We start from the raw sequence: 18,653 nt of genomic DNA, 5'->3' as shown, positions 1-18,653 counted from the left end.
AGGCAAGGCAATTGGGCGCGCGGCCCCCACGACGCTGTATGACCGAGTACTTCGAAGTGCACGCGCGCGACGTCGCGGCGCGCGTGGGCGAACTCCGGCTCGCCGAGTCGGTGACGACGCCGACGCTCGCGGACGACGTCGTCGAGGACGCGGGCAACGAGTGGGTCCAGCGGCAGGACCCGCCCGAGGGCGACGAGTCCGCGCTGACCGTGCTCCCGTACCGCGGCTTCCCGTCCGGGACCGCCGAAGAGGTGCAGGAGTCGTTCGCGCCCGACTACCCGGACGTGGACTTCCCGAGCGCGGCGGTCGTCTCCCCGCAGACCGCCGACGACTACGGCGCCGACGCGTACGTGCTGTCGGGCGCCCCGGGTATCGTCGGGCACGGCGCGGCGTTCCGGGACGCCGTCGTCGACACCCGCGAAGCGATTCCAGACGACACCGCGCTGTACCTCTCCGGCGTGGCGACGCCGCGGAACGTCGCCGTGCTCGTCTACGCGGGCGTGGACCTCGTGGACGCCGACCGCGCCGTCGTCCGCGGGACGCAGGGCCGCTACCTCACCAGCGAGGGCGCCTACGACCTCGAAGACCTCGACGAACTGCCGTGCTCGTGTCCGGCGTGCCAGCAACCGGTCGCGGCGTTCGACCGCGAGGACTGCGTCGACCACAACGTGAACGCGTTGAAGGCCGAGCTGGGGCGCGTCCGCCGCCGGATTCGGGACGGCCGCCTGCGCGACTACGTGGAGGGACAGGCCCGCCACGAGGCGTGGGTGACCGCGGCGTTCCGCGAGTTCGACCAGCAGTACGGCTACGTGGAGGAGCGCACGCCCGTGATGCGGGACTCGCTGTTGCTGTCGGCGACCGAGGACGCGCTCCGGCGCGTGGAGATTCAGCGCTTCGCCGAGCGCGTGACCACGCGCTACCAGAAGCGCCTCGACGGCCATCCTCTCCTGCTCGTGCCGTGTTCGGCGAAGAAGCCGTACAGCGAGAGTCAGAGCCACCGCCAGTTCCAGGACGCCGCCAGCTACCGCGCGCACGTCGTCTCGATGACCTCGCCCATCGGCGTCGTCCCGCAGGAACTGGAACTCACCTACCCCGCCCAGCACTACGACAGCGTGGTGACGGGGCGGTGGAGCGAGGAGGAGAAGGACTTCGTCGCGCGCGTCCTCAAGCGGTACATCGACCGCACGGACTACCCGCGCGTCATCGCGCACGTCCCCGAGGAGGGCTACCGCGACATCTGCGAGCGCGTCGCCGACCAAGTGGACGTCCCCTTCGAGTTCACTGTCGAGGACCACCCGACGACCGACGAGAGCCTCGGCGAGCTGAACGCCGCGCTCGCCGGCGAGGACAAGATCTGGGTCGAGGAGCGCGAGAAGGCGACGCTGCGAGCGGTCGCGGACTACTTCCTCGGTGACGGCGCGGGCGACGCGCTGTTCGGCGACCTCACGGTGCAGGGCCGCTACCCGAAACTGCAGGCCTTAGACGGCGACGGCGAGCAGTTGGCGGCGCTGGTCCCGCAGTACGGGACGCTGTCGCTGACGCTCGCCGGCGCGCGCAAGTGGGTCGCCAGCGACGCGCCCACGAAGCGCGTGGCAATCGACGCGTTCGTCCCCGAGGGCAGCGTGCTCGCGCCGGGGGTCGTGGACGCCGACGACGACATTCGCGTGGGCGACGAGGTCGTCGTCGAGGGGCCGGCGGCGTTCGCCATCGGGCGCGCGTCGATGCCCGGGCCGGCGATGGCGGACGCGACGCGCGGGATGGCCGTCGACGTGCGGCACAGCGACCCGAAGTAGCGGCCGGGCGAAAGAGCTACGCCCGTGGTGTGTGAACTCTTCTCTATGCGCGTCCGCAACGTGATGTCCACGGACGTCCTCGCCATCGACGCCGAGGAGAGCGTCCGCGACGCTGTCGGGCGGATGCTCGACCGCGAGACCGGGAGCGTCGTCGTCGAGAAGGACGGCAACCCCGCGGGGATTCTGACGAAGGTGGACGTGATGACCGCGGGCCACGAGCACGACCGCCCGCTCAGCGAGATTCCCGTCTACGCGGCGGCGAGCCACCCGCTGATTACCGTCGAGCCGTCGGCGACCGTTCGCGCGGCGGCCGCGCAGATGTTCGACTACGGCGTCCACCACCTCCCGGTCGCGGACGGCCTCGACGTCGTCGGCGTCGTCACGGCGACGGACCTGCTGGAGGCCCAGGACGACCTGCTCAGGGAGGCGCACGAGACGGACGAACGCAGGACGGAGTGGGAGGACTAGTCGTCGGCGGGCGGCGCGTCAACGGGCGCGTCGGGGTTCGCCGCGCTGGCCTCGTCGGGCATCCCGAACTGGTGGTCGCCCGTGACCTCGACGCTGCCGCGGCGCACCGTCGCGTCGCCGGCGAGGTGGACGCGGACGGCCTCCACGAGTGCGTCGGCTTCGAGTGGCTGGCCGCGGTCTTTCACGTCCTCGGTGGTGGCCTCCGGGGGCACGTCGAACGCGCGCTGCGTGAGAATCGGCCCCTGGTCGAGGTCCGTGGTGACGTAGTGAGCGGTGACGCCCGCGACCCGCACGCCTTCTTCCACGGCCTGCCGATACGCCTGCGCGCCCGGGAACGCGGGCAGCAGGCTCGGGTGGATGTTGATGATGCGGCCCGCGTACCGGAAGACGACGTCCGGGCTGAGGATGCGCATGTACCGCGCGAGCACGACGAGGTCGATGTCGTACTCGTCGAGCAGGTCCAGCAGGCGCTCCTCGTCGGGCGTCCCGGAGTCGTCGCCGATGTCGTAGAACGGGACGTCGTGCTCGCGCGCGACGGATTCGAGGTCGGGGTGGTTCCCGACGACGACGCGAATCTCGGCGTCGAGGTCCTCGTCGAGGAGCGCGCGCAGGCAGTGGTCCTCTTTCGTGACGAGGACGGCGACGCCCTCGTCGCGCTCGTCGGGGAAGCGTACACGGACGTCCACGCCGAGCTCGTCGCCGATGTCGGCGAGGCGCTCGCGGAACGCCGCCCGCGTCGTCGCGTCGCCCGCGAGGTCCGCGGGCTCGGCCTCGTCCTCGGCCTCCCAGCGGTCGTCGGCGTCGTCGATGGGGGTCGTGTCCGCCAGCAGCGTCATGCGGAAGACGCCGTCGCGGACGGTCTGCTCGATGTCCTCGATGTTGACCCCGTGCTCGAACAGCAGTCCGGTGACCTCCGCGACGATTCCGGTGCGGTCGGCTCCCACGACCGTGATTTCGGTGAGGTCACTCGTCGGCGCTGCCGCCTCCGGACTGCCGTTCGGCTTCGGCATACACGCACCCAGGGCGTCGGCGGACATAAGCGGCGTCCTTCGCGCAGGAATCCGCGTAGCCGACAGTATGCACGCTCGTGTATCTTCGTGCGCTTCCAAAAGAGTCTTTGACCACGAACGCACACATCAGCGCGATGACCGCGTACACCGCGACGGTGACGGTCCGACTCAAGCACGGGGTCCTCGACCCGGAGGCCGAGACCACCCAGAAGGCCCTCAAACGACTGGGCTTCGAACTCGGGGACCTGCGCTCGGCGGACCGCTTCGAAATCGACCTGGAGGCCGCCGACAGCGACGAGGCGGCCGAACGCGCGGGCGAGATGGCCGACCGCCTGCTCGCGAACCCGACCATCCACGACTACGACGTGGCGGTCACGGAGCGCGAATGACTTCCGAAAGACGGGCCCGCTCGCTTCGCTGCGCGGGCTGCGACTTTCGACGTCACACTCGCCACCGGGGGTGGCTCGCGTGACTGTCTCCGTTATTCGCTTCGGCGGCTCGAACTGCGACCGGGACGCCGTCCGCGCGCTGGACGCGCTCGGCGTGGACGCCGAAATCGTCTGGCACGAGGACGCCCTCCCCGCGGACACCACGGGCGTCGTCCTCCCCGGCGGGTTCTCGTACGGCGACTACCTCCGCGCCGGCGCGATGGCCGCCCGCTCCCCGATTATGGACGACGTGCGCGACCTCGCGGACGACGGCGTGCCCGTCCTCGGCGTCTGCAACGGCGCCCAAATCGGCTGCGAGTCGAAGCTCACGCCCGGCGCGTTCACGACGAACGCGAGCGCGCGCTTCCAGTGCGAGCACGTCAACGTCCGCGTGGAGAACGCCGACACGCCGTTCACGGCCGCCTACGACGAGGGCGACGTGCTCACGCTCCCCATCGCGCACGGCGAGGGCCGCTTCGAAATCGACGACCAGCGCTACGACGACCTCGTCAGCGAGGACCGCGTGCTGTTCCGCTACTGCGACGAGGACGGCGAGATGTCCGAGGAAGCGAACCCGAACGGCTCCACGGGCGCGGTCGCGGGCGTGCTCGGCGAGCGCGACTCCGTTGCGGTGCTGATGCCCCACCCCGAGCGCGCGACGCTCCCCGAACTCGGGCTGACGGACGGGCAGGGCGTCCTCGAAGCGTTCGCGTAGAAACAGCTACTCGGCCAGCGGGAGGTTGTAGCTCGTCTCGCGCTCGATTACCGCCTCCCACGTCGCCTCGCACTCGCAGGACACCTCGGAGAAGACGGAGGGGTCCTGCCGGAGGTCGAAGTCCTTGATGGCCTCCTGCACGAGGTCGTCGCACTCGCCGCAGTTGTGCGGGCCGCGGTCGCTGCCGTGGCCGACGGGGTCCGAGACGACGATAGCGTCGGCGTCCGCGGTGGATTCGAGTACCTCAGCGACCGACCAGAGCCACGGCGGCCGGTAGCCCCCCCGGAAGTGCAGCTGGTCGACCATCGTGTACCGCTGGACGTTCGTCGGATTCATCGACACCGTGTGACAGCCCTCGACCTCGGCGCACTCGCGGACGGACTTCTTCATGTCCTCGACGGCTTCGGACTCCGAGAGGAACGGCGGCTTCATCAGGAGGTACGCCTTCACACCGGCGTCGGCCTCGCGGGCCTCCGCGCACGCGTCCTCGAAGTCGCTGAAGTCGAAGTACTTGTTCACGCAGTCGTGGCGCACGCGGTCCGTCGCGGTCTCCAGGCCGATTGCGACGTCCGTCTCCAGCCCGACCTCGGTGAAGTCCTCGATTTTCGGCTGGTCCACGAAGTCCGGCAGGCTCTCGACGACGATGCGCTCGCGGTCCGCGAACGTCTCGGCGATGGCCTGCCGCGTCTCGGCGGGCACCTCGCGCTCGTCGAGGAACGACCCGCTCGTGTAGATTTTAATCAGGCCGCTGGCCTCGTCGGCCTCCTCCTGTTCGTGTTCGAGGCAGGCGTCTATCTGGGCCATCAGGTCCTCGTGGGCGACCGACCCGCCCTCCACGGACTCGGCGACGTACCCGCACATCGTACAGCCGCCGGCGCGCGCCCACCGACACCCGCCGGTGTTGAGGATGATGGTGAGGCTCTGGTAGACGCCGTCCGGCGTGTTGTCCTCGTCCAGCCAGACGCGGGTGGGCTCGTCGGGGGCGTAGTCTTTCGCGCCCTTCTCGTCGCGCAGCTCCCGCATCACCTGATTGTGGGCGTCCATCCCCCGCCCCTGCTCGTAGACCTCCGCGCTCGGCTCGCTCATGGCTAGTTGGTGTCGTCGCGGGCGTAAAGCGGCTTCGTCTGGTCGTGCTCCCGCACGTCGAGAACAGGCTGTCTTGCCGTCGAATCGCTGGGTTCCGAGAATCAGTGCGCGAGGCGACGGCACCACGACAGCAGCCCGGCGAGCCCCGCCGCGCGCTGCTCGTCGTCGTCTTCGCCGCTGTTGGGAACCGAGACGCCGATTCGCGAGCTGTGCCCGACCGTCGCGTCGATGACGCCGGCACGTTTCAGCATGCCCGTTACTCGCGGCTCCGCGTTGATGTACTTCGTGGTAGCGGCGGCCGCCAGCGCGGTCAAGTCGCGACCCACCAGCCGACCGCGCCGGCCGACGCGCCCAGAAGGTTCGCGGCCGCGTCGAGGACGCTCGCGGTCCGCCCGACCGTCGGCTGCACGACTTCGATGCCGACGCCGAGCAGCGCCGCAGCCAGCACCACCGAGACGAGCGCGCGCCCTGTCTCGGCTCGCCGCGCGCCCGAAAGCGAGACCGCGATGGTCGCGTAGCCGACCGCGTGCAGGAGCTTGTCCGCGCCCGCGGGCAGCCCGCCGCCCGTCGAACCGGGCGCCAGCGACCCCGCGAGCACGGCGGCTATCGAGAGGACGGCGAGGACGCGCCAGCGTCGCGGCGTCACGCCTCGAAGGCGTCGAGGGCGTCGGCCAGCGGCGGCGCGTCGAACCACTCGTGGTCCGTGTAGCGGTTCGCGCCCGCGGCGTACATGTCCGCGGTCGCCTGCACGAGTTCCGGGGGGAGCGGGTCCGGGGACGCCTCGCAGAGTTCGCGCCAGTCCGCGACGCCGCGCTCGTCGGCTTCTGCTTTGGCGTCGCCGACGGCCTCGACCCACTCGGGGTCGGTGCGCTTGTAGTACTGCCGGACGACCTCCTTCGACACTTCCCGGCCCTCGTACGCGAAGCGGTTCTCGTCGAACGTCCCCGCGATGTCCGCGACCCGAACCTCGCCGTCCACGTACAGGCACTCGATTTTCCCGTCCTCGTGCGTGAAGCCGGCGTCCTCGGCGCGCTCGGTGACGACCTCGTTCACGCGGCGCGCGAGCGATTCCAGTTCCTCGATGCTCGCCGCGCCCGCGATGGCGTCGGCCTCCTCGCGGGAGAGGTAGCGGTCCTGCTCCTCGTACTTCGTGGAGAACTCCACGACCGGCTCGGGGAGGTCGAGTGGCTCGTCGGGCCACTCGTCGCAGTCGAGGTCGAACTCCGCGGGGTCGCGGCGCTTGCGGAGGCTCGACCCGACGGGGACGCTGTTCCGGAAGACGACTTCGAGGGGGACGAGGTAGTTGCCGTCCGCGGCGGCGTGGTACGCGCCGTAGTCGTAGCCGCCGTAGATGGCGTCGTCGGCGTCGCCGGCGTCGTGCCCCTCGAAGGGGAGGTCCGGGACCTGCGTGAGCGCGATGACCATCTCCGTCGGCGGTTCGTCGGCGTCCGCCAGCGGGACGGTCTCGCCGTCGCTGTTCCGGACGCCTTCGTAGTGCGTCGGGACGCCCTCGGTTTCGAGGAGTTCAAAGTTGAACGCGCCCATCGTGCAGAGGCTCGCTCCCTTCCCGGGAATCAGGTCGGGCATCTCCCCCCAGTCGAACACGGAGTAGCGGTCGCTGAACTCGAAGACGCCCCGGCCGAGCGCGTCCCGGGTCGCCGCCGCCTCGACGCGGAGGGTCTTGACGCTCGTCATGGCTGTACGCCCGGCGCCGACCACCATCAATCTTTCACTCTCGTGCCCACAAACCTCGAACTTCTCGCGGAGTTGTTCACGTTCGCGCATCCATCCGAAGGGGTGGCCGCTGTGGCAGGCTTTTTGGCGGTGGGCGCGCTGGAATCGAACATGTCCGACGCCGCCGGCGAGTTCGACTTCGACGTGGTCCCCGAGACCGACCAGTCGTTCGAGAACGCGCTGGCGAACGCCCGCGACGGCCGCCGGCTCTCTGTCGCGGACGGCATCGAACTCATCACCACCGGCACCGACACGGAAGGCATCGACCCGCGGCGGAAGGAACTCGTCCTCGAAGCCGCCGACCGCCGCCGCGCCGAGGTCGTGGGTGAGGAGGTGACGTTCGTCGCGAACGTCAACAACAACGTCACCACGGCCTGCAACACGGGCTGCCTGTTCTGCAACTTCAAGGACACCGCCCACAACTTCGAGGCCGACGAACCGGACGACCACGCCGGCTTCACGAAGACGCCGGAGGAGTCGCACGAGGTCGTGAAAGACGCCGTCGAGCGCGGCGTCTACGAGGTCACCTCCGTCTCCGGCCTCCACCCCGCGTTCGGGCTGAACGACGACCACCGCGAGGCGCTCGACCCCGAGAATCCGGAGCACAACTACAAGCCGCCCGAGCGCTACACCACCGACCCCCACACGTACGTCGAGCAAATCGCGGCGATGAGCGACGCCGGCGCGCACGTCCACTCGATGACCCCCGAGGAAGCCCACCACGCCCAACGCGGCGTCGAGTGGGACTACCGCCACGTCTACAGCGAACTCGCCGACGCCGGCCTCGACACCGTTCCGGGGACGGCCGCCGAAATCCTCGTGGACGAGGTCCGCGAGGTCATCTGCCCGGGGAAAATCGACACCGGGGAGTGGGTCGCCGCGATGGAGGCCGCCGCGGACGTCGGCCTCCCGATGACCTCCACGATGATGTACGGCCACGTCGAGAACGAGGCCCACCGCGTCCGCCACCTCGACGTGATTCGGGACCTCCAGGACCGCACCGGCAACATCACCGAGTTCGTCCCGCTATCATTCGTCCACCAGGAGACGCCCCTCTACGACCGGGGCGTCGTCGAGACCGGCGCCAGCGACGCCGAGGACGAACTGCTGGTCGCCGTCGCGCGCCTCTACTTGGACAACGTCGAGCACATCCAGTCGTCGTGGGTAAAGTTCGGGAACGCGAAGGGGCTGAAACTCCTGAACTGCGGCGCCGACGACTTCATGGGCACCATCCTCAGCGAGGAGATTACGAAGCGCGCGGGCGGCCAGCACGGCGAGTTCCGTTCGGTCGCCGACTACGCCGACATGATATCCGCCATCGGCCGCACGCCCGTCGAGCGCTCCACGGACTACACCGAGCGCCGCATCCTCGACCCAGACGCCGACAAGCACGGCCCCAAGCTCGGCCCGCAGGCGGACGGCACGCCACTGGTTCCCGACCGCGACGCCGACGGCTCGCGCGGCGCCGCGAGCGCCGACGACTGATGGGAGGGGGTGGTCAGCCATGATGGCCACGACCCACGCTGCGATGGGCGTCCTGCTCGCGACGCCGCTGTTCTGGGTCGCGCCCGAACTCGCAGCGCCGGCCGCGCTCGCCGCGATGGCCGGCGGCGTCTTCCCGGACCTCGACTTGGGCGTGCTCGAACACCGCAAGACCCTGCACTACCCCGAACACTACTGGCCGCTGGCCGCCGTCGCGTTCGGCGTCGCCGTCGGTTCGCCGTCCCCGCTCACGGTCGGCGCCGCGTTCTTCCTGCTGTCGGCGGCCGTCCACTCCGTCACGGACGCGCTCGGCGGCGGGCTCGGCGCGCGACCGTGGGCGAACGACGACCAGCGCGGCGTCTACTCGCACACCCGCGGTCAGTGGATTCGCCCGCGGCGCTGGATTCGCTACGACGGCGCGCCCGAGGACCTGCTCGCGGTCGTCGTGCTCTCGATACCGGCGCTCGCGCTGTACGACGGGCTCGTGCGCCGGCTCACGCTCGCGATGCTGGCGGTGTCGGTCGTCTACACGGTGGTTCGGAAGCGCCTCCCCGAGTTCGACCCGACCTGACTACGGTCGCGGTGCCGCGCCGTCCAGCACCGCCTGATACCGCTCGCCGGACTCGATGGCGCGCCCGACGCGCTCGCTCACCCACTCGTTCTCGACGCCGGCGTCGGGGAGGAAGCGCTCGTAGACCGGGAGCCGTTCGCGCAGCGGGACGCCGCCGTGGTCCGCGATGTCCTCCAGTTCCCGGAGCGCGGGCCACGCGTAGTCGGGGTTGATGTGGTCTTTCGTCACCGGGGAGACGCCGCCCAAGTCCTCGACGCCGCAGTCCAGCAGCGCGCGGGCGTCCGCCAGGTTCGGCGGCACCTGCACTGCCACCTCGTCGGGCAGCACCGCGCGCGCCATCGCCACCGCGCGCCGCATCGTCTCGCGGTCGGGCGGGTCCTCGGTCCAGCGCTCGTTCGGGCTGACGGGCTGGACGATGACCTCCTGGACGTGGCCGTGGCGCTCGTGGAGGTCCCGAATCGCGAGCAGGCTGTCCGCGCGGTCCGCCCAGTCCTCGCCGACGCCCACGAGGATGCCCGTCGTGAACGGGACGCCGAGGTCGCCCGCCACCTCGATGGTGTGGAGGCGCTGGCCGGGGTTCTTCGCACGCGGGCCGCCGTGGGCCTGCACGTCCGCCGTCGTCTCCAGCATCACGCCCATCGACGCGTTCACGTCCGCCACGTGGGCCATCTGCTCGCGCGTCTGGTCGCCCGGGTTCGCGTGCGGCAGCAGTCCCTCTTCGAGGGCGATTTCGCAGGCGCGCCGGAGGTAATCGTGGATGGAGTCGAACCCCCACTCGTCCAGTTGGTCGTGGACTTCGGTGTAGCGGTCGTCGGGGTCGTCGCCGAACGTGAACAGCGCCTCCGTGCAGCCCGCCGCCGCGCCCCGCTGGCACGTCTCCCGGACGGCCTCGGGGCTCATCAGCTCCGCTTCGCCGGGCGGATCGTAGTACGTGCAGTACGTGCACGTGTACCGGCACGCGGTCGTCAGCGGCACGAAGACGTTCCGCGCGAACGTCAGCTCCTCGGCGGGCTCGACGTCGCCGGGGCGGACGTCGAGGGCGGCCTCGCGGTCGGCGTCCCGAATCTCGACGTCGACGCCGTACTCGTCGGCGCCGGGAATCGAACTCACGGCTGGGCCTCCTCCTCGACGTCCGACTCGGGGTCGCGGCCGCCGTACGCGTCGAGGTTCCGCGCGACGAACGTCGCGTACCCCGAGAGCGCCGCGCCCGACACCACGACCAGTTCCGCGAGGCTGTCCGCGCTCGCCGAGAGGAGCAGTTGGCTGCCCGCGTAGCCGACGACGCCGCCGACGACCGCCGCCAGCAGCGCGTCCGCGGTGAGTCGAGTCGCGGGCCGCTCGCGGAGCGCGACTGTCCGGCCGTGGCTCCCCAGCGGCGTGTACGCGTCCGCGAGCGCGAGCACCGGCGGTAGCACGGCGCCGACGGCCGTCGGCGACGCCGCCCACGACGGCACGCCGAGTTCGGCCAGCACCGCCAGCACGCCCTGGAACAGCGCCGCCGCCAGCACCGCCAGCCCGAGCAGCGCCGCGACCGCTCGCGCCAGTCGTAACGGCTGCATACCCGTGCAGTCGGCTGGCCGTCGTTTAGCAGTATTGGTTCCCCAGCCGGCTCACTCCCGGACGACCGTCGGCGTCCCGTCGTCGACGGCGACCCGGAAGCCCGCGTCGCGGAGCCAGTCGGCGGCCCCGCGATTGCCGTGCACGAGCACGTCGAGGAGGTCGGTCGGCTCGTCGATGTCCACCGCGAGCCGGAACGAGTCGACGGTTTCGACGGCCGCGCCCGCGGCGTCGGCCGCGGCGAGGTGGTCGCGGAACGAGACGCCGTGGTAGTCCACGTCGAAGTCCCGGTGACGGACGACGAGCGCGTTCGTGCCGCCGCCGCGTCCCGGTGCGACCGCGACGTCGCCGCCCGCGTCGTAGAGCCGCTGGACGGCCTCGGGCGTCGCGAGCGCGAGGTCCGCCATCACGACCGCCGCCGGAAGCGCCGCGAGTGCGTCGTTCACCGCGACCGACAGCGGCCGGTCGTCGACAGTCACCGGCGCGTCCACGTCGCCGTCGAGTGGTGCGCTCGCCAGTACCACCGGCTCACCGCCGGCTCGGCGGACTGCGTCGAGGACGTCCGAGAGCATCGCCGTGGCGAACGCTCGGCGTTCGTCTTCGGAGAGAAGCGCGGAGAGGCGCGTGTTCGGGTTCGTCGGGTCGAACGGGACGAGGGTCCGCATCCCTCAGCCGAGCTTGTCGTAGCTGTCGCGCTGCTGGAGGTACCAGTAGACGCCGCCCGCTATCAACAGCAGGACGACCAGCGCCGCGGCGCCCATGATGATGAGGTCGGTGCGCTCGGCGGACGACGCCGCGCTGTTCGCGGCAGACTCGGCCTGCTCGGCGTTGCTGACCGCCTGCTCGAAGTTGCCACCGTTGTAGAACTCGATGGCGTCCTGCAGGTCGCTTTTCGCGCCGCTGACGCCCGCGCCGGCGCCTTCAGCGTCGCTGATGGCGGCCTCGGCGTCACTGATGGCGGTGCGTGCGTCCTGGCTCGCGGTCGTGTACGGCCGGGTGTTGTACGTCTCCAGCGTGGTGCTGGCGCCGCCCGGCTGGGCCTGCACGAACTCCGCGTACGTGATGCGCTGGGGCGGCTCGTAGCTCCACGACCACGCGCTCGACGACGGCACCGTGCCGAGGATGGTGACCTCGGCGCGCACCGCGCCGCTGGACGCCGCGAAGTCGTAGCTCACCGACTGGCCGGTGAGCGTCGCCTCGTCGATCTGGTTGCCGGCGTTGTCGAACGTGACGACCTGCCACGTGACGTCAGTGAGGTCGGTGCTGGCCTGCAGCGTCCACTCCTCGTAGTTCTCGAAGGGGTCGGTGACCGTGAACGTCGTCTCCTGTTGCTCGCCGGACTGCACGCTGTCCGGCGCGTCGCCGCCGATTGAGACGGCGGCTGCCGGGACGGCGGCGACCGCGAGGAGGACGACGAGAGCGACCGCGAGTTTAGAACAGCGGTTCAAGCTCATCGTCGTCGTCTTCGACCAATTCTTCCAAGTTCTCTTCGCTTTCCTCGCGGATGTCGTCGATGTTGTCCTGGGCTTCGATGGCGACTTCCTGCAGCTCCTTGATGCGCGGGACGTTGTTCACGCCCGACAGCAGGACGACGGAGGCGACCTGCTGGGAGTTCGGCACGGGGTAGTCGCCGCCGCGGACTTCCATCGAGCCGGTCTGCTCTTCGAGCCACTTACGGCCGCGCTCAATACCCTTCCGGTTGAGGTACTTCGGCGGGCCGGCGGTGACCAGCAGCGCGCGCTCGGAGCCCTCAATCTCGCAGGGGAGCGTGAGCCGACCGAGCGCCGCCTTGCGCACGAGGCTGGTGATGCGGTTCGTGGTCGACGCCGAGTCCTCGAGGGAGTCGTCGTCGCCGCCGGTAAACCGGGACAGCAGGCTGCTGCCGTTGTCCTCGTTGTCGACGGTCTCGGAGGCGTAGCCGACTGTGGAGACGCCGCCGCCCGAGAGCGTGTTGATGATCTCGCTGGAGTCGACGACGGACTCGGCGACGTCGCCGCCCTGCTCGACCTCGCCGGCGCCGAAGAGGATGCCAAAGCGGGTGACGATCTCCTCGTTGATTTCGTCGTAGCCGCCCTGCACCGATTCGCCGGACTTGCGCCACGCGTCGTTGTCGAACACGAGGAGGTTGTCGACCTCGCGGACGAACGTCTGGAACGACCGCGCGGCGTTCAGCGTGTAGATGCCGCCCTCGTCGCTGCCGGGCAGCACACCGAGGCCGTATACGGGTTCGGTGTAGATACGCTTGAGGTGTTTGGCGATGACTGGGGAGCCGCCTGAGCCCGTACCGCCGCCCAGCCCGGAGATGACGAGGAACGCGTCAACCTCGTGGACCGGGATGGAGTCGATGGCACCCTGCACCTCGTCGATGTCTTCCTCGGCGATTTCGGCGCCGAGTTCGTTGTCGGCGCCGACGCCGTGTCCCTTCACGCGGGACTGTCCGATGAGGACGCGATTCTCCTGTGGAACGTGCTCCAAGCCCATGAGGTCGGCTTTAGCGGTGTTGACGGCGATAGCGGCACGCACGATGTTCGAATCGTGCCGCTTGTCGTACTCGAGGAACTTGTCGAGTATTTTACCGCCCGCCTGGCCGAACCCGATCATTGCCAGTTTCATACGGAACCCTTTGCACAGTTAGAGTGGAAACGAGGGTATAAGGCTTTTGCAGACGCGTGTCCGACGGTTCTGTGGCGGTCTCCGTTTTCGCCAGCCGGCGTGCAGTCCCCCGGTTCTCGTCGGACCGCCGCCGACGCAATTCTTCGGGGTATTTACGTTTGACGGGTAGTGTGTTCCAGTTGACTCTTCGCTCACTCCAGATACGCCGACAGCGTCGTCAACTCGGACTCGTCCACGCCGAACGCCGAGACGTCGTTGGTGCTCACCGTGTTGTCGAACTTCAGCGACCGGTACTGGTCGCCGCCGAACGGGATGAACGGCAGCGGGTCCGCCAGCCGCATCCCGATGCCGGCCAGGGGCATCGGCACGGGTAGAATCCGGACGGACTTCCCCTCCGAGCGGTAGACCAGCCGCGTCACGTCGCCGAGCGTCAACACGTCCGGGCCGCCGAACTCGTAGGTCTCCCCCCAGTGCTCGTCGTCCTCGATTGCGTCTGCGAGCAGCCCCACGAGGTCGCCGACCCAGATGGGCTGGAACCGCGTCTTGCCGCCGCCGGGCAGCCCCGTGACGTATGGCGTCGTCAGCTGCTTCGTGAACGAGACGAACTCCCCGCCCTCGCCGAACACGACCGACGGCCGCACGATGGTGTACGCCAGCTCGGAGTTGCGCACGACCTCCTCGGCGCGTCCCTTCGACCGGATGTACGCCGTCGGGCCGTCCGGGTCCGCGCCCAGCGCGGACAGCTGGAGGAGGTAGTCCACGCCGGCCTCCTCCGCGGCCTCGACGACGTTCTCGGTGCCGCCGAGGTGGACCTCGAAGTGGCGGTCGTCGCCGCCCTTCGGCTTGAACAGCGGCGACAGCGCGACGAGGTTCACGACCGCGTCCTGTCCCTCGACCGCCGACTGAATCGAGTCGTAGGCGGTCACGTCGCCGACGACGGTCTCCACGGACTCCGGGAGCGCCGCCTCCTCGGGGTGCCGCGAGAGCGCAGTCACCTCGTGGCCTCGGTCGTCGAGTTCGCGGCACAGATGCGTCCCGATGAATCCCGTTCCGCCGGTGACGAGCACGTCCATGTCCACGAAGACGGCCGGGAACTCCCTAAAACTATGCCCGGCGACGGCGGCAATCTACCGGCGGGAACGGCCGGCTCCGGCGCGCGGCGGCGTGGAACCCGAAGCCGTTAGTACGTCCGTCGCCGTCGTTCGGGCATGCTCGTCACGCTGGAGGGCATCGACGGCAGCGGCAAGACCACTGTCTGGGAGGCGCTGCGCGAGGCCCGCGGCGACGGCTTCACGTTCACGCGCGAGCCCACCGACTCGTGGTACGGCGACGCCGTCCGGCGGTCCATCGGCGAGGACGGCGCCGACCCGCTGGCCGAACTGTTCCTCTACACCGCCGACCACGCCGACCACCTCTCGCGGGTCATCGAGCCCGCGCTGGACGCCGGCGACGTCGTCATCTCGGACCGGTACTCGGACTCCCGGTACGCGTACCAGGGCGTCGCCCTCGACGGCGTCGTCGACCGCCCGATGGAGTACGTCCGCGGCGTCCACCAGCCGTGGACGCGCCCGCCGGACGTCACGCTGTTCTTCGACGTGGACCCCGAGACCGGCGCCGCCCGCGCCGGCGCGACGAACAAGTTCGAGCAGGTGGAGTTCCTCTCCCGGGTCCGCGAGAACTACGAGCAGCTGGCCGAGTACGAGCCCGAGCGGTTCGTCCGCATCGACGCCACGCAGTCCCCGGAGGAAGTGCTGGCGGACGCCGAGAACGTCCTCGACCGCTTGCTCGCCGAGTAGTCACTCCCACCAGACGGCGACGACGCGAACAGCGCGTCGTCGAACTGTCTGTGGAGGGCCGTCGTGGGGACGTGTCCGCGCCTCGTCAAGAGCGTTCGCCCGAACGTGGCGCCGTCCGGGAAGCCTAACGGGTCGGCGCCGACGGTGTAGTTGATGGTGGACGACGACGAGGCGGCGAGCCGCGACGACGCCGCCGACCGCGAACGCGGGCGGCAGGACGAGGGCGGCCGGCTGTCGTTCTCCCTGCCGCCGATTCGCCTGCCGCCGCTGTTCCCCGAGGACTTCCGCCTCCTGTGGCCGGCGCCCGGCGAGGGGCCGCGGCGCCGCGTCTCGAAACGCGTCGTCCTCGCGGCGCTCGTCGTTTTCGACCTCGCCGACGCCGCGCTCGCGCTCACGGCCGACGCGGGCGCCGTCGCGGGAGTCAGGGTCGTCGGCGGCGCGCTCGTCGCCGCGACGACGTTCGGCGCGCTCGGCACGGTCTACGTCTGGGAGGCCGTCGCGGCGCTCGCGGGGTTCGGCGAACTCACGGTCGTCCCGACGCTGAGCGCGCTGTTCGTCGTTCACTCACTCCGGGAGGTCTTCTAGCTCCTCGGGGGCGGGAATCCAGAACAGGTCGATGGACCACCCGAGGAAGAACGGGAACGCCCACGTCACGACGATGAGCTGTCCCGGGTCCTCGAACGCACCGGCGCCGAGCCCGAGCACGCCGAGTGCGAGCGTCGTGACGACGTAGACCAGCGGAATCAGGATTGCGGTGTACAGCACCGACCCCCACCGCGTCTCGAGGGTGATGCGGAAGTAGCGCGCGCCGACGGCGGCAATCGCGGTGTGCACGAGCACGATGACGCCGACGCCGGCGGCGGTGACGACCGAGACCATACCCGGGCTTGGTGCTCGGGCCGTTTTTCGCTATCGGTAAGTGACTGTGCGGCGACGAGCCCGACATGCACCGCGCTATCGGGGAGCGGGACCTCGCCGACACGGCCGTCGACGAGGCGACCGCACGCGACCTCCTTCGAGACATGGTCCTCGCGCGGGAGTTCGACGAGCGCGCGCTCTCGCTGCAGCGCCGCGGCTGGATGCCGGGCTACCCGCCGTTCCGCGGGCAGGAGGGCTCGCAGGTCGGCGCCGCGCACGCGATGGCCGACGGCGACTGGCTGTTCCCAACGTACCGCTCGAACGCGATGCAGTTGGCCCGCGGCGTCCCCGCCAGCGACATCCTCCTGTTCCGGCGGGGGTACGCGGAGTTCCACTCCGACCACGACGTGAACAACTTCCCGCAGGCGGTCCCCATCGCCAGCCAGCTCCCGCACGCCGTCGGCGCCGGGATGGCGATGAACTACACCGGGGACGCGGACGCGGTGGTCGCGTACTTCGGGGACGGCGCGACCAGCGAGGGCGACTTCCACGAGGCGATGAACTTCGCGGGCGTCTTCGACGCGCCCGTCGTCTTCCTCTGCGAGAACAACAACTGGGCCATCTCCCTGCCCCGCGAGAAACAGACCGCGAGCGACTCCATCGCGGTGAAAGCGGAGGCATACGGCTTCGAGGGCGTGCAGGTAGACGGCAACGACCCCGTCGCCGTCTACGAGACCGTCGGCGACGCGCTCGACGACGCCCGAGCGGGCGAACCCGTGCTCGTCGAGAGCCTCACGTACCGGCAGGGCGCACACACCACCAGCGACGACCCCGAGCGCTACCGGCCCGACGACGAGGACCTCCCCGAGTGGCGGACCGCGGACCCGCTGGAGCGCTTCGAGTCGTACCTCCGCGAGCAGGGCGCGATAGACGACGCGTTCGTGGAGTCCTGCTGGGACGACGCCGAGGCCGAACTGGACGCCGCCATCGACGCCGCCGAATCAGTCGGCGAGCCGGACGTCGACGAGCTGTTCGACTACGCGTACGCCGAGCGCACGCCCCGCGTCGACGACCAGAAGCAGTGGCTGGAGTCGTACCTCGAAACCCACGACCCGCAGGAACAGGAGTTCTGAGCCGGGTTACAGCGGCGTGCCCTCGGTGCTCTGGGCGTTCTGCGCGGCCTGCTGGCGCATCTGTTCGACCTTCTCGACGTAGTCGTAGCCGGGGATGACGCCCTGGAACCACGTCCCCTCGACGTAGTTCACGAGCGCGAGCGCGTCGTCGGCCGCCTTCCCGGTGCGCGGGGAGAACGTGATTTCGACAGTGATGTCGCCACCCGCGCGGGAGACGGACTGGACCTCGACGTCGTTCGCGAGCGTGACGCTGTCTGCGTCGACGACGCGGCGCTCGAACGTGTCGTACCAGCCGTCTTCGACGACCTCGGCCACCTCGTCGTTGGTCGCGGCGTCCAGCGTCGGCACGACGACCGTGATTTCGACGGTCTCGTCGTCGGCCGAGACGGTGGCGTCCCAGTCGTTCGTCGTCGGGACGAACGCGCCGTCGTCGCGGGCGAACTGCCCGTGGTCGGCCAGCTCCTGCTCGATGTCAGTCATTACGCCCTAGGAGGCGGCGCTCGCAGTTGGGTGTTGCGCTCCGGGACTTCGACGCCCGTAAGTAGCGCTGCCGCGCACGTTCCGGTGATTCGCTCGCACCGATGCGCCACGACTCCCGCGCCACGATTGCCGTCGTCGCGCTCGTCGCCGTCGGCGGGTTCGCGGGCGCGAACGTCCGGTACGCGGTCGCGCTGCTCGCGCCCGGTCTGCCCGGCACGCTCGCCGTCAACGCTGTCGGGAGCTTCGCGCTCGGCGCGCTCGTCTACGCCGCCGCCGAGCGTGATGCCCTCGGGGAGCGCGCGCGGCGACTCCTCGGCACCGGTTTCCTCTCCTCGCTGACGACGTACAGTACGTTCGCCGTCCAGACCGCGGGCGCCCCGCCCGCGCTGATGGTTGCGAACGTCGCCGCGAACTACGCGCTCGGCTTTCTCGGCGTGGCCGTCGGCCGCGCACTCGTCGTCCGCTACGGAGGTGGCGCGTGATGGACCTCTCGTTACCATCCCCGATGCTCGTCGGCCTCGGCGGCGCGCTCGGCGCCGTCCTCCGGTTCGCCGTCGGCGAACTCGTCCAGACCGAGGACTACCCCGCCAGCACGCTCGTCGTGAACGTCGTCGGGTCGTTCGCGCTCGCCGCGCTCACGTTCGCCGGCGCGAGCGACGACGCGATGCTGCTGCTCGGCACGGGCGCCTGCGGCGCGTTCACGACGTTCTCCTCGTTCAGCGTGGACGTCGTCGGCCTCGTCGAGGACAAGCGATTCGGCGCGGCCGCGTTCCACGCGCTCGGGAATCTAATCGGCGCTGGTGTGGCGATTGGTTTAGCTTGGCTTCTGGTGGGCTAGCTCGACGCTACCGAGCCGAGAATCGCTGCTAGCATTCGCGACGCGAGCGGCTTGCAAAGCCCGAGCGTCGCGATTCACCGAGCGCGAACGG

At 70.1% G+C, this 18,653-nt stretch carries 24 protein-coding genes; 11 read left to right on the top strand and 13 right to left on the bottom strand.

Annotated features, from left to right (window positions below):
• The first annotated feature begins 38 nt into the window (after positions 1–38).
• Together arcS and ABSL23_RS02145 are read left to right on the top strand one after the other, a co-directional pair.
• The gene (arcS, locus tag ABSL23_RS02150) at positions 39–1,793 is read left to right on the top strand and encodes an archaeosine synthase subunit alpha (RefSeq protein WP_353634577.1); all 1,755 of its coding nucleotides are present in this window, start codon (positions 39–41) and stop codon (positions 1,791–1,793) included.
• Positions 1,794–1,838: 45 nt separating this feature from the next.
• A complete protein-coding gene (locus ABSL23_RS02145) occupies positions 1,839–2,261 on the top strand; it encodes a CBS domain-containing protein (RefSeq protein ID WP_353634576.1) in 423 nt (140 codons plus the stop codon).
• Here the strand turns inward: ABSL23_RS02145 and ABSL23_RS02140 are convergent.
• The gene (locus ABSL23_RS02140; RefSeq protein ID WP_353634575.1) at positions 2,258–3,271 is read right to left on the bottom strand and encodes a formyltransferase family protein; all 1,014 of its coding nucleotides are present in this window, start codon (positions 3,269–3,271) and stop codon (positions 2,258–2,260) included. The two genes, ABSL23_RS02145 and ABSL23_RS02140, sit on opposite strands and share 4 nt — an antisense overlap.
• Positions 3,272–3,405: 134 nt before the next feature.
• Here ABSL23_RS02140 and purS point away from each other — a divergent pair, with 134 nt between their 5' ends.
• Both purS and purQ read left to right on the top strand, forming a co-directional pair.
• Positions 3,406–3,660 carry a phosphoribosylformylglycinamidine synthase subunit PurS gene (gene purS / locus ABSL23_RS02135; protein WP_059057628.1) on the top strand — a complete coding sequence of 85 codons (255 nt, stop codon included), beginning with the start codon at positions 3,406–3,408 and terminating at the stop codon, positions 3,658–3,660.
• A gap of 79 nt (positions 3,661–3,739) precedes the next feature.
• The gene (gene purQ, locus ABSL23_RS02130; protein ID WP_059058292.1) at positions 3,740–4,414 is read left to right on the top strand and encodes a phosphoribosylformylglycinamidine synthase I; all 675 of its coding nucleotides are present in this window, start codon (positions 3,740–3,742) and stop codon (positions 4,412–4,414) included.
• A 6-nt stretch (positions 4,415–4,420) separates the two neighbouring features.
• Here purQ and ABSL23_RS02125 read toward each other — a convergent pair whose 3' ends face one another.
• From ABSL23_RS02125 to ABSL23_RS02110, 4 genes are all read right to left on the bottom strand, one after another.
• Positions 4,421–5,500, bottom strand: a complete 1,080-nt coding sequence (locus tag ABSL23_RS02125; protein WP_059057627.1) for an archaeosine biosynthesis radical SAM protein RaSEA — start codon at positions 5,498–5,500, stop codon at positions 4,421–4,423.
• Between the two features lie 101 nt (positions 5,501–5,601).
• Entirely contained in the window at positions 5,602–5,826 is a 225-nt protein-coding gene (locus ABSL23_RS02120) for a hypothetical protein (protein ID WP_353634574.1), read from the bottom strand.
• The gene (locus ABSL23_RS02115) at positions 5,811–6,146 is read right to left on the bottom strand and encodes a hypothetical protein (RefSeq protein ID WP_059057625.1); all 336 of its coding nucleotides are present in this window, start codon (positions 6,144–6,146) and stop codon (positions 5,811–5,813) included. The genes ABSL23_RS02120 and ABSL23_RS02115 overlap by 16 nt, the downstream gene beginning before the upstream one ends.
• Positions 6,143–7,195, bottom strand: coding sequence for a phosphoribosylaminoimidazolesuccinocarboxamide synthase (locus tag ABSL23_RS02110; RefSeq protein WP_353634573.1), 1,053 nt, complete (start codon positions 7,193–7,195; stop codon positions 6,143–6,145). The genes ABSL23_RS02115 and ABSL23_RS02110 overlap by 4 nt, the downstream gene beginning before the upstream one ends.
• 150 nt (positions 7,196–7,345) lie before the next feature.
• Here ABSL23_RS02110 and cofH point away from each other — a divergent pair, with 150 nt between their 5' ends.
• Both cofH and ABSL23_RS02100 read left to right on the top strand, forming a co-directional pair.
• On the top strand, positions 7,346–8,719 hold the full coding sequence (cofH, locus tag ABSL23_RS02105; protein WP_059057623.1) for a 7,8-didemethyl-8-hydroxy-5-deazariboflavin synthase subunit CofH: 1,374 nt from the start codon (positions 7,346–7,348) through the stop codon (positions 8,717–8,719).
• Between the two features lie 19 nt (positions 8,720–8,738).
• Entirely contained in the window at positions 8,739–9,287 is a 549-nt protein-coding gene (locus ABSL23_RS02100; protein ID WP_353634572.1) for a metal-dependent hydrolase, read from the top strand.
• Here ABSL23_RS02100 and cofG read toward each other — a convergent pair whose 3' ends face one another.
• From cofG to ABSL23_RS02070, 6 genes are all read right to left on the bottom strand, one after another.
• Positions 9,288–10,397, bottom strand: coding sequence for a 7,8-didemethyl-8-hydroxy-5-deazariboflavin synthase subunit CofG (gene cofG, locus ABSL23_RS02095; protein WP_082687233.1), 1,110 nt, complete (start codon positions 10,395–10,397; stop codon positions 9,288–9,290).
• On the bottom strand, positions 10,394–10,846 hold the full coding sequence (locus ABSL23_RS02090) for a hypothetical protein (RefSeq protein WP_353634571.1): 453 nt from the start codon (positions 10,844–10,846) through the stop codon (positions 10,394–10,396). The genes cofG and ABSL23_RS02090 overlap by 4 nt, the downstream gene beginning before the upstream one ends.
• A gap of 51 nt (positions 10,847–10,897) precedes the next feature.
• Complete coding sequence (gene cofC / locus ABSL23_RS02085; protein WP_353634570.1) at positions 10,898–11,509, bottom strand: 2-phospho-L-lactate guanylyltransferase; 612 nt, start codon at positions 11,507–11,509, stop codon at positions 10,898–10,900.
• Between the two features lie 3 nt (positions 11,510–11,512).
• Entirely contained in the window at positions 11,513–12,298 is a 786-nt protein-coding gene (locus ABSL23_RS02080; protein WP_353634569.1) for a hypothetical protein, read from the bottom strand.
• On the bottom strand, positions 12,276–13,457 hold the full coding sequence (locus ABSL23_RS02075) for a tubulin/FtsZ family protein (protein WP_059057618.1): 1,182 nt from the start codon (positions 13,455–13,457) through the stop codon (positions 12,276–12,278). Before ABSL23_RS02075 ends, ABSL23_RS02080 begins: the two co-directional genes overlap by 23 nt.
• A gap of 191 nt (positions 13,458–13,648) precedes the next feature.
• A complete protein-coding gene (locus tag ABSL23_RS02070; RefSeq protein ID WP_059057617.1) occupies positions 13,649–14,530 on the bottom strand; it encodes a complex I NDUFA9 subunit family protein in 882 nt (293 codons plus the stop codon).
• Between the two features lie 135 nt (positions 14,531–14,665).
• On the opposite strand from ABSL23_RS02070, the gene tmk reads away from it, so the two are divergent.
• Together tmk and ABSL23_RS02060 are read left to right on the top strand one after the other, a co-directional pair.
• The gene (tmk, locus tag ABSL23_RS02065; RefSeq protein ID WP_059057616.1) at positions 14,666–15,253 is read left to right on the top strand and encodes a dTMP kinase; all 588 of its coding nucleotides are present in this window, start codon (positions 14,666–14,668) and stop codon (positions 15,251–15,253) included.
• Between the two features lie 153 nt (positions 15,254–15,406).
• Entirely contained in the window at positions 15,407–15,838 is a 432-nt protein-coding gene (locus ABSL23_RS02060; RefSeq protein ID WP_059057615.1) for a hypothetical protein, read from the top strand.
• On the opposite strand, the gene ABSL23_RS02055 is transcribed toward ABSL23_RS02060, so the two are convergent.
• Positions 15,818–16,132 (bottom strand): hypothetical protein, encoded by a 315-nt coding sequence (locus ABSL23_RS02055; protein WP_059057614.1) that lies wholly within the window; start codon positions 16,130–16,132, stop codon positions 15,818–15,820. The two genes, ABSL23_RS02060 and ABSL23_RS02055, sit on opposite strands and share 21 nt — an antisense overlap.
• Positions 16,133–16,197: 65 nt before the next feature.
• Between ABSL23_RS02055 and ABSL23_RS02050 the strand changes: the two genes are divergently transcribed.
• On the top strand, positions 16,198–17,244 hold the full coding sequence (locus ABSL23_RS02050) for a thiamine pyrophosphate-dependent dehydrogenase E1 component subunit alpha (RefSeq protein WP_059057613.1): 1,047 nt from the start codon (positions 16,198–16,200) through the stop codon (positions 17,242–17,244).
• 6 nt (positions 17,245–17,250) lie between these two features.
• Here the strand turns inward: ABSL23_RS02050 and ABSL23_RS02045 are convergent, their stop codons facing one another.
• Positions 17,251–17,724 carry a DUF5813 family protein gene (locus ABSL23_RS02045; protein ID WP_059057612.1) on the bottom strand — a complete coding sequence of 158 codons (474 nt, stop codon included), beginning with the start codon at positions 17,722–17,724 and terminating at the stop codon, positions 17,251–17,253.
• 101 nt (positions 17,725–17,825) lie between these two features.
• Here ABSL23_RS02045 and ABSL23_RS02040 point away from each other — a divergent pair, with 101 nt between their 5' ends.
• Both ABSL23_RS02040 and crcB read left to right on the top strand, forming a co-directional pair.
• A complete protein-coding gene (locus tag ABSL23_RS02040; RefSeq protein ID WP_059057611.1) occupies positions 17,826–18,206 on the top strand; it encodes a CrcB family protein in 381 nt (126 codons plus the stop codon).
• Positions 18,206–18,562 (top strand): fluoride efflux transporter CrcB, encoded by a 357-nt coding sequence (gene crcB, locus ABSL23_RS02035; protein ID WP_059057610.1) that lies wholly within the window; start codon positions 18,206–18,208, stop codon positions 18,560–18,562. Before ABSL23_RS02040 ends, crcB begins: the two co-directional genes overlap by 1 nt.
• Positions 18,563–18,653 lie beyond the last annotated feature (91 nt).

The sequence above is a fragment of the Halobacterium sp. NMX12-1 genome, assembly GCF_040435975.1.
Lineage (GTDB): Archaea > Halobacteriota > Halobacteria > Halobacteriales > Halobacteriaceae > Halobacterium > Halobacterium hubeiense.
This window is presented reverse-complemented; position numbering and strand designations above follow the sequence as displayed.